This is a genomic window from Streptomyces sp. NBC_01197, assembly GCF_036010505.1.
GTDB lineage: Bacteria > Actinomycetota > Actinomycetes > Streptomycetales > Streptomycetaceae > Streptomyces.
This window is the reverse complement of the sequence record NZ_CP108569.1, coordinates 3,368,320-3,380,328: the sequence shown is the minus strand read 5'-3', so window position 1 is coordinate 3,380,328 and position 12,009 is coordinate 3,368,320. Positions and strand designations below refer to the sequence as shown.

The 12,009-nt window shown below is 70.6% G+C and carries 11 protein-coding genes; 10 read left to right on the top strand and 1 reads right to left on the bottom strand.

The window, feature by feature from the left end; all coding sequences use genetic code 11:
- Nucleotides 1-226: 226 nt before the first annotated feature.
- From ssd to OG452_RS15330, 7 genes are all read left to right on the top strand, one after another.
- Complete coding sequence (gene ssd / locus OG452_RS15360; protein ID WP_327296160.1) at nt 227-1,330, top strand: septum site-determining protein Ssd; 1,104 nt, start codon at nt 227-229, stop codon at nt 1,328-1,330.
- Nucleotides 1,327-2,517 (top strand): TadA family conjugal transfer-associated ATPase, encoded by a 1,191-nt coding sequence (locus OG452_RS15355; RefSeq protein ID WP_327296159.1) that lies wholly within the window; start codon nt 1,327-1,329, stop codon nt 2,515-2,517. The genes ssd and OG452_RS15355 overlap by 4 nt, the downstream gene beginning before the upstream one ends.
- The gene (locus OG452_RS15350) at nt 2,478-3,359 is read left to right on the top strand and encodes a type II secretion system F family protein (protein ID WP_327296158.1); all 882 of its coding nucleotides are present in this window, start codon (nt 2,478-2,480) and stop codon (nt 3,357-3,359) included. Before OG452_RS15355 ends, OG452_RS15350 begins: the two co-directional genes overlap by 40 nt.
- Before the next feature lie 23 nt (nt 3,360-3,382).
- On the top strand, nt 3,383-4,159 hold the full coding sequence (locus OG452_RS15345) for a type II secretion system F family protein (RefSeq protein WP_327296157.1): 777 nt from the start codon (nt 3,383-3,385) through the stop codon (nt 4,157-4,159).
- Nucleotides 4,160-4,477: 318 nt separating this feature from the next.
- Nucleotides 4,478-4,666 carry a DUF4244 domain-containing protein gene (locus tag OG452_RS15340; RefSeq protein WP_327296156.1) on the top strand — a complete coding sequence of 63 codons (189 nt, stop codon included), beginning with the start codon at nt 4,478-4,480 and terminating at the stop codon, nt 4,664-4,666.
- A gap of 34 nt (nt 4,667-4,700) precedes the next feature.
- Complete coding sequence (locus OG452_RS15335) at nt 4,701-5,216, top strand: TadE family type IV pilus minor pilin (protein WP_327296155.1); 516 nt, start codon at nt 4,701-4,703, stop codon at nt 5,214-5,216.
- Nucleotides 5,213-5,758 carry an Rv3654c family TadE-like protein gene (locus tag OG452_RS15330; RefSeq protein WP_327296154.1) on the top strand — a complete coding sequence of 182 codons (546 nt, stop codon included), beginning with the start codon at nt 5,213-5,215 and terminating at the stop codon, nt 5,756-5,758. Before OG452_RS15335 ends, OG452_RS15330 begins: the two co-directional genes overlap by 4 nt.
- Here the strand turns inward: OG452_RS15330 and OG452_RS15325 are convergent.
- Nucleotides 5,658-8,177, bottom strand: a complete 2,520-nt coding sequence (locus OG452_RS15325; RefSeq protein WP_327296153.1) for a DEAD/DEAH box helicase — start codon at nt 8,175-8,177, stop codon at nt 5,658-5,660. The two genes, OG452_RS15330 and OG452_RS15325, sit on opposite strands and share 101 nt — an antisense overlap.
- Nucleotides 8,178-8,256: 79 nt before the next feature.
- Between OG452_RS15325 and OG452_RS15320 the strand changes: the two genes are divergently transcribed.
- The 3 genes from OG452_RS15320 to OG452_RS15310 all read left to right on the top strand — a co-directional run bounded on the left by OG452_RS15320 (nt 8,257) and on the right by OG452_RS15310 (nt 11,909).
- Entirely contained in the window at nt 8,257-8,610 is a 354-nt protein-coding gene (locus tag OG452_RS15320; RefSeq protein WP_003967428.1) for an STAS domain-containing protein, read from the top strand.
- 84 nt (nt 8,611-8,694) lie between these two features.
- On the top strand, nt 8,695-9,147 hold the full coding sequence (locus OG452_RS15315; RefSeq protein ID WP_327296152.1) for an ATP-binding protein: 453 nt from the start codon (nt 8,695-8,697) through the stop codon (nt 9,145-9,147).
- A 356-nt stretch (nt 9,148-9,503) separates the two neighbouring features.
- Nucleotides 9,504-11,909, top strand: a complete 2,406-nt coding sequence (locus OG452_RS15310; protein WP_327296151.1) for a sodium-translocating pyrophosphatase — start codon at nt 9,504-9,506, stop codon at nt 11,907-11,909.
- Nucleotides 11,910-12,009 lie beyond the last annotated feature (100 nt).

Below are 12,009 nucleotides of genomic sequence, written 5' to 3'. Positions count from 1 at the left end.
TCCTCAACACTGAATACGCGTGACGCTCTGTAGTCGTTGCACTCCTCTCCGGAAGTCACCGAAAAGAGTGGGGGAGATATTCACAACCGGTGAGTTGTCCACAGTTTTCGAGCAAGATCCACTTAATTTCCCGGATCCCCGCACGGTGATTCCCATCGCGAAGTCAGCGGCCGTTCGCCGCGACTTCGAGGCAACGAAGGAATCACTGTCAGAGGGAGGCGGGATCTTGGCTGGATCCATCACACCTGATCGGCTGCCGACGGCCGGGAAGCGGCGGGGCGGACCGCTCATCGTCACCGAGGACGCCGTGCTCCTCGACGACCTGCTGCGGCTGTGCGCCGCGGCCGGCGCCGAGCCGGAGGTCCATCACGGCGTGCCCGAGCACAAGGGCGGCTGGGAGAGCGCGCCGCTGATCCTCGTCGGGGACGACGCGGCGGCCAGGGTGCGCGGGGGCGCCCGCAGGCCAGGGGTGTACCTCGTGGGAAAGGACCAGGACGACCCCGATGTCTGGCAGCGGGCCGTCGAGATCGGAGCGGAGTACGTGCTGCGGCTGCCGGACGCCGAGAGCTGGCTCGTCGAGCGGATCGCGGACGTGGCCGAAGGGGCGGGGGACCAGGCGCTCACCGTCGGGGTGATCGGCGGCCGGGGCGGGGCCGGGGCATCCACGCTGGCGTGCGCGCTGGCGGTCACCGCGGCCCGGAGCGGGCAGCGCACCGTGCTCATCGACGGGGACCCACTGGGCGGAGGCCTCGATGTGCTGCTCGGAGGCGAACATGCGCAGGGCAGACGGTGGCCGGATTTCGCCCGTTCCAAGGGGCGGGTGGCCGGCAGCGCGCTGGAGGAGTCCCTGCCGGAGATGCACGGGCTCCGTGTCCTCAGCTGGGACCGGACGGACTCCGTGATGATCGCGCCGGAGGCCATGCGCGCCGTTCTGGCGGCCGCGCGCAGGGGCGGCGGAGTGGTCGTCGTGGATCTGCCCCGGCGGGTCGACGAGGGCGTCGCGGAGGCGCTCGCCCAGCTCGATCTCGGGCTCCTGGTGGTCCCGGGGGAACTCCGGGCGGTCGCTGCCGCAGCCAGGGTGGCCTCCATGGCCGGCATGGTCCTCCAGGACCTGCGGGCGGTGGTTCGCGGGCCCTACGCGCCAGGGCTGGACGAGGAGTGGGTGGCTCGGGCACTGGAGCTGCCCCTCGCGGGTGAACTGCCCTCCGAGGAAGGGCTGCTCGCGGCGGAGAGCGGCGGCGCTCCGCCGGGCAGCCGGGCCCGGGGGCCACTGGCCAGGTTCTGTACGGCCTTCTGGGCGCAGGCACTGTCGGGCCGGGGTGTCTCGTGATCACGACACCCGTGTCCGTCGGGTCACCGTCTCCCGCCGGTACGCCGCCGCTGCTCGAGGCCGTACGCCAGCGGCTCGCGGAGAGCGGGGCCGAGCCCACACCGGCACGGGTGGCAGCCGCACTGCGCGCCCAGGGGCGGCTGCTGGGGGACGCGGAAGTGCTGGGACATGCCGAGGAACTGCGGTCCGAACTCGTGGGCTCGGGAAGGCTGGAGGCTCTGCTCGCCGATCCGGCGGTGACCGATGTGCTGGTGGCCGCGCCCGACCGGGTCTGGGTGGACCGGGGGGCTGGACTGGAACTGACCGATGTGGCCTTCCCGGACACGGCTGCGGTGCGCCGCCTGGCACAGCGGCTCGCCGCCGTGGCCGGGCGGCGGCTCGACGATGCCAGGCCCTGGGTGGACGCACGCCTGCCGGACGGGACACGGATGCATGCGGTGCTCGAACCAGTGGCCGTCGGGTCGACGTGCCTCTCGCTGCGGGTGGTGCGGCCGAAGGCTTTCTCCCTGGAGGAGCTGGTGGCGGCGGGCACGGTCCCGCCGGGCGGCGGCCAGGTGCTGCGGGCGTTGATCGACGCCCGGCTGTCCTTCCTGGTCAGCGGTGGCACCGGCTCGGGCAAGACCACGCTCCTGTCGTCTCTGCTGAGCATGGTGGGGCCTGCCGAGCGGATTGTGCTGGCAGAGGACTCCTCCGAACTGCGCCCGGAGCACCCGCATGTGGTCCGGCTGGAGTCGCGTCCGCCGAACCAGGAGGGCGCGGGCCGGGTGACCTTGCGGGATCTGGTGCGCCAGGCCCTGCGGATGCGGCCCGACCGTTTGGTGGTGGGGGAGGTGCGCGGGGCCGAGGTCACCGAGCTGCTGGCCGCGCTGAACACCGGACACGAAGGAGGCTGCGGGACTGTACACGCGAATGCCGCGTGCGACGTTCCGGCCCGCCTTGAGGCACTCGGGACGGCCGCCGGGCTCGACCGGGCCGCCCTGCACAGTCAGTTGGCGGCGGCGCTTGCGGTTGTGGTGCATCTCGTACGGGATCGGAGCGGACGGCGCAGGGTCGCCGAGGTTCATGCGCTGGAGCGGGACGCGACGGGGCTGGTGGTGACGGTGCCCGCGCTGCGCTGGGGCCCGGAGGGCTTCACCGAGGGGCCCGGATGGCCCAGGCTGCGGACCATGATCGGGGGCGCGTCGTGACGGCTCTGGTCTTTCTGGCCGTGCTCTGTGCGGGTACGGCCTTGTGGATGCTGGGCGAGCGGGAGCGGGGACTGCGCAGGGGGCGGCTGCTGTTCGCGGGCGGTTCGGGGAAGAGCGTTACACCGTGGGGCGATGCGCTCCGCGACCGGGTGCGTGAGCGTCTGCGGCCGGAGTGGCTCTGTCCGGTGGCGGCCGGAGCTGTGGCGGTACTGGGCGGATCGGTGCTGCCGCTCCTGCTGGGGGTACTTGCCGTGCCGTTCCTCGGCCGGCGGTTGCGGGCCGTGGCTGCGGCGCGGGACCGGCTGGCGCGAACCGACGCGGTGATCGCGCTGTGCGGAGCGGTGGCTGCCGAACTGCGGGCCGGGAAGCAGCCAGGAGAGGCGTTGCTGGCTGCCGGGCGGGGGTCGGGGGCCCTGGGTGCGGCCGAGGCCGCGGTACTGGCGGCGGCGCGGTTCGGCGGGGACGTGCCCGAGGCGCTGCGGCGTGCGGCGCGGGAGCCAGGAGCGGGTGGCCTGCGCGGTGCGGCCGCTTGTTGGCGGGTGTCGGTGGACGGGGGCGCCGGCCTCGCGGCCGGCCTCGAAGGGCTGGAGGGCGCGCTGCGCGCCGAGCGCGACCAACGAGCCGGTCTCCGGGCGGAACTGGCAGGCGCGCGGTCGACGGTGCTGGTCCTCGCGTTGCTTCCGGCAGGCGGCCTGCTGCTGGGCACTGCCCTCGGGGCCGATCCGCTGTGGACCCTGCTGCACACTCCGGCGGGGCTGTGCTGCCTGTTCGCGGGCGGGGTGCTGGAGAGCGCGGGGTTCTTCTGGGCAGGGCGGATCGTACGGGCCGGTGAGGACGTATGACCGGAGGCGCGGGAGGTGGCGTCATGACGGGCGAGGTTGTCCACAGGCTGGGGGCGGTGCTGTGCGCCGTGGCGGCAGTAGCCCGGCTGGCCCTTGCCTGGACCGGGCGACGACACGACCGGCTGTCACGCAAGCGGGCCGCCGCCCTGCTGGCCGCGGCACCGGGGAGGGCGGTTCGGCGCCCCGAGTACCGGGCGTGGGCCGCCCGGTGGGGCGCTCCGCTGGCCGCTGTGGCCACTGGTTGCGTCCTGGTGGGTGGGTGGGCCGGATGCGCGCTCGGGCTTGCGGCCGGGTACGGGGTGCGGCGCTGGCAGCGAGGGCGTTCGTCGTCCGGGGCCGACGAGGCCCTGGCGAAGTCCGCCGCACATGAACTGCCGCTCGCCTCCGAACTCCTGGCGGCGTGTATCGCGGCCGGCGCAGGACCCCGTGAGGCGGCCGAGGCGGTAGGGGAATCGCTGGGCGGACCGGTGGGTGACGCCCTGGCCCGCGCGGCGGCGGAGCTGCGGCTCGGCAGTGAACCCGCCGAGGCCTGGGGGCGGTTCGGCGCGATACCGGGGGCTACGGCCCTGGCCCGCTGCCTGGAGCGGGCCGCGTCGACCGGGGCCCCGGCTGCCGATTCGGTTGCCCGGCTCGCGGCAGGTCTCAGAGCGGGCCGGGCCAGAGCCGCCAAGGACAGGGCAGGCCGGGCGGGCGTTCTGATCACCGGGCCGGTTGGCCTCTGCTTCCTGCCCGCGTTCCTGGCAGTCGGGGTGGTGCCCGTGGTGATCAGCCTGGCGGGCCACCTCCTGAAGGCCAGCTGACGAACTCAGCCGAGAACAGGGGGCAGTCGCTGGAACAACTCGATCAACTCGGTTCACTCGATCAACTCAAACAAGCGGGATGACTGGAATGAAGCGATTCAGCCGAATCGATCCATGGGCTGAATCGTCCGAGTGGCACAAATCGCGAAAGAGGCGTGCGAGCCGGGTGAGCCAATGCCGGCCGCGCGAACAGCATCGGAAAGCACGGGGGTTGACATGGTGAACGAACGGAATCTAGCGACCGGGACGAATAAGTCGAGCGGTGCGGGCGGGCCGGGGGAGCACGGCGGTCCGGGTGATTCAGGAGCGTGGAGGTGGATGCGGGCCCGGTGGCATCTGCTGAGGTTCGGGGCCGGCAGGGACGTGGGGATGTCCACGTCCGAGTACGCGATGGGCACCATCGCGGCGTGCGCCTTCGCGGCGGTGCTCTACAAGGTGGTCACCAGCGGGCCTGTTGCTGCGGCGCTTCAATCCGTGGTTGAGAAGGCGCTCCATGCGACGTTCTGACACTGGTGAGAAGGGGGCCGGCAGGGGGCCGGTCATGAGGAGGTCGGCTTGTAAGGGCCCGGACGACGACCGGGGTTCCGTCTCGGCCGAGGCTGCGGTGGTGATTCCGGCGCTGGTGCTGTTCACGATGGCGTTGGTCTGGGCTCTGACCGCAGCAGCCGCCCAGATCCAGTGCGTAGATGCGGCGCGGATCGGTGCTCGGGCGGCTGCCCGGTCGGAGCCGAGGGCGGCTGCGCTCGCCGCTGCCCGTTCGGCAGCCCCGCGCGGTGCACGCGTCACAGTGGGCCGTGCGGGGGAGCTGTGGCGGGTCCGGGTGGAGGCGCCGACGCCGGGACCAGGCCCACTGACGCTGACGCTCAACGCGGAGGCGGCAGCGCTCGACGAGGGTGAGGTGAGCGGCCCCAGCGACTCCGATGTCCCCAGCGGCCCCAACGGCCCCAACGGTCCCAACGGCCCCAGCGGCCCCAGCGGCCCCAGCGGCCCCGGCAACGCCGGGACGGCGAACGGCGAAACGCGGGCGCCGCCAGACGGCTCGGCGGTGCGGGCATGAGGAGGTTCGGGGGACGTCTCAACGACCGCGGCTCGGCGACGGTGTGGGTTGCCATAGCGATGACCTCCCTCTGCGTGGTCTTCGCGGCCCTGCTCGCGATGGGCCAGGGCGTGGCGGCCCGTCATCGTGCTGGTGGTGCCGCCGATCTGGCAGCCCTCGCAGCCGCGGACCGGGCGCTGCAGGGGCAGGGAACGGCGTGCGCTGCGGCGGTGAGGGTGACCGGGGCACAGGGGGCCCGGGTGGTGAGGTGCGCGGTGAGGGGTGAGATCGCCGATGTGACGGCCGAGGCGCGGTTCGGGCCGTATGCGCCGAAGGTCAGAGCACGGGCCGGTCCACCGGACGCGCCGGGTCAGGCCGGCGCGCTTCCAGACCCGGCATCTACGCCTCAGCCTCCGCCTCGGCGTCCGCAGCTTCCACCTCCGTCGCCTATGCCTCCGTCGCCTAGAACTCCGCCGTCGGGCGGTCCCCTCCCTCCTCCGCCTCCGGATGGCTCCCCCGTTCGGGTGAATCGCTGGCAGGAGCTTCCCGGAGAAGTTCCGTGAGGAGGCGTACGGCGCCTCGTTTGTGGAGCGGGTCGTTGCCGTTGCCGCATTTCGGGGACTGGATGCAGGAGGGGCAGCCCGCCTCGCACTCGCAGGAGGCGATCGCTTCCCGGGTCGCGGTGAGCCATGCGCGAGCCGTGTGGAAAGCCCGTTCGGCGAAGCCGGCCCCGCCGGGGTGGCCGTCGTACACAAAGACCGTCGGCAGCAGGGTGTCCGGGTGCAACGGGATGGAGACGCCTCCGATGTCCCAGCGGTCGCAGGTGGCGAAGAGGGGCAACAAGCCGATGGAGGCGTGTTCGGCGGCGTGCAGGGCGCCCGCCAGCTGTTCCGGATTGATCCGCGCGGCATCGAGCTGGTCCTCGGTGACCGTCCACCACACGGCTCGGGTGCGCAGGGTGCGGGGCGGCAGGTCGAGCTTGGTCTCGCCGAGCACCTCCCCGGTGATGAGCCTGCGCCGCAGAAAGGAGACGACCTGGTTGGTGACCTCGACGGACCCGTAGCAGAGACGCCCGGTGCCCCAGGGGATTTCGGTGTCGGTCTCCAGGACGGCGATGGCGGTGGTGTCCCGTGCGGTGGTCGAGTACGGCGGGCCGGCCTCCTCGACCAGGGCTACGGAATCCTCCAGATCCAGGTGTTTCACCACATAGGTGCGTCCCTGGTGGAGGTGGACGGCGCCGTCGTGGACGGTGGTGTGCGATGAGGCTTCGTCGACGGTGCCGAGCAGCCGTCCGGTGCCCGCCTCGACGATCTGGACGGGCCGTCCGCCCTCGCCCCGGATGTCGGTGAGGTCGGCTGCCCTCTCCCGCCGGGTCCAGTACCAGGACGTTCCCCGGCGGCGCAGCAGTTTCGCCGTCTCCAGCTGTGGCATCAGCCCAGCGGCCGCCGGGCCGAAGAGTTCCAGATCGGACGCGGTCAGCGGTAGTTCCGCCGCGGCCGCGCACAGGTGGGGGGCGAGAACGTACGGGTTGTCCGGGTCCAGGACGGTGGACTCCACCGGCTGCCGGAAGAGGGCTTCGGGGTGATGGACGAGATAGGTGTCCAGCGGATCGTCACGGGCCACCAGGACGGCAAGGGCGCCGCCGCCGGTGCGGCCGGCGCGCCCCGCCTGCTGCCACAGGGACGCCCGGGTGCCCGGGTAGCCGGCGATGACGACGGCGTCCAGCCCCGAGACGTCGATGCCGAGTTCCAGGGCGGTGGTGGCAGCGAGGCCGAGCAGTTCGCCGGAGTGCAGGGCGGCCTCGATGGCGCGCCGCTCCTCCGGGAGATAGCCGCCACGGTAGGCGGCGACCCGGGAGACCAGCGAGCGGTCCACCTCGGCGAGACGTTCCTGAGCGATGACGGAGATGAGCTCCGCGCCGCGCCGGGACCGTACGAAGGCGACCGAGCGGACACCCTGGACAGTGAGATCGGTGAGGAGGTCGGCCGTCTCGGCAGTGGCTGTACGGCGCACGGGGGCGCCCTGCTCGCCGTGGAGTTCGGTGAGCGGGGGCTCCCAGAGGGCGAAGACCAGTTCGCCACGGGGAGAGGCGTCGTCGGCCACCTCCTGCACGGGAAGGCCGGTGAGGCGGCCTGCGGTCACGGCGGGCTCCGCCGCGGTGGCGGACGCGAGCAGGAAGACGGGATCGGAGCCGTAACGGGCGCAGAGGCGGCGCAGTCTGCGTACCACTTGGGCCACATGCGAACCGAAGACGCCCCGATAGGTGTGGCACTCGTCGATGACCACGTACCGCAGTGCGCGCAGGAAGGATGCCCAGCGCGGGTGGGACGGCAGGATCCCGCGGTGCAGCATGTCCGGATTGGTGAGGACGTAGTTGGCGAACTGACGTACCCATTCGCGTTCTTCGACGGGTGTGTCCCCGTCGTACACGGCCGGTCTGATGCCGTGGCCGAGCGGTGCGGCGAGCTCTCGGAAGGAGCGCCGCTGGTCGGCGGCCAGGGCCTTGGTGGGAGCGAGGTAGAGGGCTGTGGCGCCCCGTCCGTTGGGTGCCTCCGACCCGTCGAGGAGAGCCGAGAGCACCGGCGCGAGGTAGGCGAGTGACTTGCCCGAAGCGGTGCCCGTGGCGATGATCACAGACTCGCCGTCGAGCGCGTGCTCGGCAGCTGTGGCCTGATGGGCCCATGGATGTTCGATGCCACGTGCCCGAATGGCGGCAATCACTTCAGGCCGGATGCGATCGGGCCAGACGGCATGGCGCCCCGCGCGCGGGGGCAGGTGCTCCGTATGAGTGATGCGCGAAGCCCGACTCTGCCCTGCGGAGAGACGCTCGAGTATCTGCCGTGGACCGGGTCGTGCGCCCGTGTCCCCGGGGGGTCGCCCGGTGCGGTGATTCTTGGCCATCGGTACCGAGTGTGTCACTGGCATGACGGACAATGGGCTCAAGGCGTCGTGCACGCCTGCTGGTAAGTGATTGAATGCCATCGCGGCTGGCGATCCGTTCCCTGGCTCCGCCGGGGAGACCACGTGGGCGGCCGCTCGATAGCAAGGTGCTGGAGGATCCGTGGACCTGTCCCTGTCGACTCGCAATGTGTCCGGGCCTGGTGGCGACCGTACGGTCGTCGAGGTCGGTGGCGAGATTGATGTATATACCGCGCCCAAGCTGCGCGAGCAGTTGGTCGAGTTGGTGAACGACGGCAGTTACCACTTGGTCGTCGACATGGAGGGCGTGGACTTCCTCGACTCCACCGGACTCGGCGTGCTCGTAGGCGGCCTGAAGCGCGTGCGTGCCCATGAGGGCTCGCTGCGCCTGGTCTGCAACCAGGAGCGCATTCTCAAGATCTTCCGTATCACCGGTCTGACCAAGGTGTTCCCGATCCACACCACGGTCGATGAAGCTGTCGCGGCAACCGACTGACGGCTCCGGAGGAAGAACGCAGGGGTACCGGGCTCCCAGCCCGGTCCCCCCGAGAAGCACGCCCGTACGTCTGAGGGGGATCGCATGGCCACCGTTGAACTCCGTTTCAGCGCCCAGCCCGAACATGTGAGGACGGCTCGCCTGGTGGCGGCCGCCGTGGCACGCCGGGCCGGGGTCGATGAGGCTGTGCTGGACGAAGTGAGACTCGCGGTCGGCGAGGCGTGTTCCCGTGCGGTGGGTCTCCACCGCGGCAACGGCGTTGCGGCCCCCGTCCGTGTCGTACTGATCGAGGAGGAGAAGTCCTTCTCGATCGAGGTCGGGGATGAGGTGCCCAGTACGGGTGGTGCGGCCTCCGCGGGTTCCGGGGCGCACGACGCTCCGGCCGTGGAGGGCGCCGAGCCGTCCGGTGACGGCGAGGACGAGATGGGCCTCGCGGTCATCAGCGGTCTCGTAGACGATGTGGAGGTCACCTCCGGCGAGTACGGGGGAGTCATCCGCATGACGTGGCCGACGGCATCGGCAACGGCACTGCCCTGACCGGCGTCCTGCCCTGACCGGGATCCTGCCCTGAACACCGACGGATCCTGCTCCGGTCAGGAGCCGACCCGGATCACTGACCGGCCGGATCCCGACTGCTGATTTCTCCGTTCGGATCTCTGAATCCCTTTACCGGCCCTGTTGAGCAGGGCCTTTTTTGTTTTCTTGATCCTTGATTCGTATTGCGTGCCGCAGCATGCATCCCATTGAATGCCTCTGCCCCATTACTTTTCCTTTGCGTCTGTGGGCAGGTTTATTCAGGCAAGGGTCAATTCGGTTTCCCGCGCACTGTTTTGATCAGGATCCGCTCCCTACAATCCGTCCACATCTTGAGCTCTGAGCGTCAAGGAGGACGAATGGCGGGGCTCCTCAACCCACAGCAGTCCGAACACTCCATATCCCTCGCAGCCGCGGCCCTCACCGACGGCAACCGGATCATCGTGATCGTCATCGCCGTGGTGGCGCTGGCGGCCCTGCTCGTCGCCCAACTGCTGGTACGTCAGGTGCTGGCCGCCGGCGAGGGCACCGAATCCATGAAACAGATCGCGGCAGCCGTGCAGGAAGGCGCGAATGCCTATCTGGGCAGGCAGTTGCGCACACTCGGGATCTTCGCCGTCGTCGTGTTCTTCCTGCTCTTCCTGCTGCCGGCCGACGACTGGTCCCAGCGCGCGGGGCGTTCCGCCTTCTTCCTGGTCGGCGCGCTTTTCTCGGCGGTCACCGGATACATCGGTATGCGGCTCGCCGTAAGAGCGAATGTGCGCGTGGCTGCAGCGGCCCGGGAAGCAACTCCCGGGGAAGGTGAGCCGGAAAAGGATCTCACCGCCGTCTCACACAAAGCAATGAAGATCGCTTTCCGTACGGGCGGCGTGGTCGGCATGTGCACGGTAGGCCTCGGTCTGCTCGGTGCTTCCTGCGTCGTCCTCGTCTATGCGGCCAACGCGCCCAAGGTGCTGGAGGGATTCGGTCTCGGCGCTGCGCTGATCGCCATGTTCATGAGGGTCGGTGGCGGCATCTTCACCAAGGCCGCCGACGTCGGCGCCGATCTGGTCGGCAAGGTGGAGCAGGGCATCCCGGAGGACGACCCGCGGAACGCCGCGACCATCGCGGACAACGTGGGTGACAACGTCGGCGACTGCGCCGGCATGGCCGCCGACCTCTTCGAGTCGTACGCCGTCACCCTTGTCGCGGCCCTCATCCTCGGCAAAGCCGCCTTCGGGAATTCCGGGCTCGCCTTCCCCCTGATCGTCCCGGCGATCGGCGTGGTCACCGCCATGATCGGCATCTTCGCGGTCGCCCCGCGACGCTCCGACCGAAGCGGGATGTCCGCCATCAACCGCGGATTCTTCATCTCCGCGGTGATCTCCCTGGTCCTGGTGGCCGTGGCGGTCTACAGCTATCTGCCCGGTTCGTACGGTGACCTGCGCGGTGTCACCGACGCGGCCATCCGGGCGCACAGCGGCGACCCGAGGACCCTCGCCCTGGTGGCCGTCGCAATCGGTATCGTCCTGGCCGCCCTCATCCAGCAGCTGACCGGGTACTTCACGGAGACCAGCCGCCGTCCGGTCCGGGACATCGGCAACTCCTCGCTCACCGGCGCCGCGACGGTGGTGCTCGCAGGTGTCGCCATCGGGCTCGAATCCGCCGTCTACACCGGGCTGCTCATCGGGCTCGGTGTGTACGGCGCGTTCCTGCTCGGCGGTACGTCGATCATGCTCGCGCTCTTCGCGGTGGCCCTGGCGGGCACCGGGCTGCTCACCACCGTCGGTGTCATCGTCGCCATGGACACCTTCGGCCCGGTCTCCGACAACGCGCAGGGCATCGCGGAGATGTCAGGCGATGTCGAGGGCGCGGGCGCCCAGGTGCTCACCGACCTGGACGCGGTCGGCAACACCACCAAGGCGATCACCAAGGGCATCGCCATCGCGACGGCGGTGCTCGCGGCCTCGGCGCTCTTCGGTTCGTACCGTGACGCCCTTGCCACCGCGGTCGACGACGTACACGCCAAGGCGGGCGAACTCGGTCTGAGCATGGACATTTCCCAGCCCAACAATCTGGTGGGCCTGATGTTCGGCGCCGCGGTCGTCTTCCTCTTCTCCGGACTGGCCGTCAACGCGGTCTCGCGGTCGGCCGGATCCGTGGTCTACGAGGTCAGGCGGCAGTTCCGCGAGCATCCGGGGATCATGAACTATACCGAGAAACCCGAGTACGGCCGGGTGGTCGACATCTGCACCAAGGACGCCCTGCGCGAGCTGACCACGCCGGGTCTCCTCGCGGTGATGGCGCCCATCGCGGTCGGTTTCACCCTCGGTGTGGGGGCGCTCGGCTCGTTCCTGGCGGGTGCGATCGGGGCCGGCACCCTGATGGCCGTGTTCCTCGCCAACTCGGGTGGCGCGTGGGACAACGCGAAGAAGCTCGTCGAGGACGGCCACCACGGCGGCAAGGGCAGTGACGCTCATGCGGCGACCGTCATCGGCGACACGGTCGGCGATCCGTTCAAGGACACGGCGGGCCCGGCGATCAACCCGCTGCTCAAGGTGATGAACCTGGTGGCGCTGCTGATCGCGCCCGCGGTGGTGAGGTTCAGCTACGGCGACAACGCCAGCGCTCCGGTGCGTGCCGTGGTGGCGACGGTCGCCATCCTGGTCATCGTCGGCGCGGTGTACGTGTCGAAGCGGCGAGGCATCTCCGTGGGTGGCGAGGGCGGAGCGGAAGAGGCCGGCGAAGTGGCAGGCCCGGCGGTGGTCGCCCAGGACGGCCCGTAGGGCACGCAGTAGGACAGGTCACAGGCCGGTCCGTTGCGGTAATGCCCCATCAGGCGGGGGGTGGGCAGGCCGCGCTGACGGCCTGTCGGCCTCCTGCCGT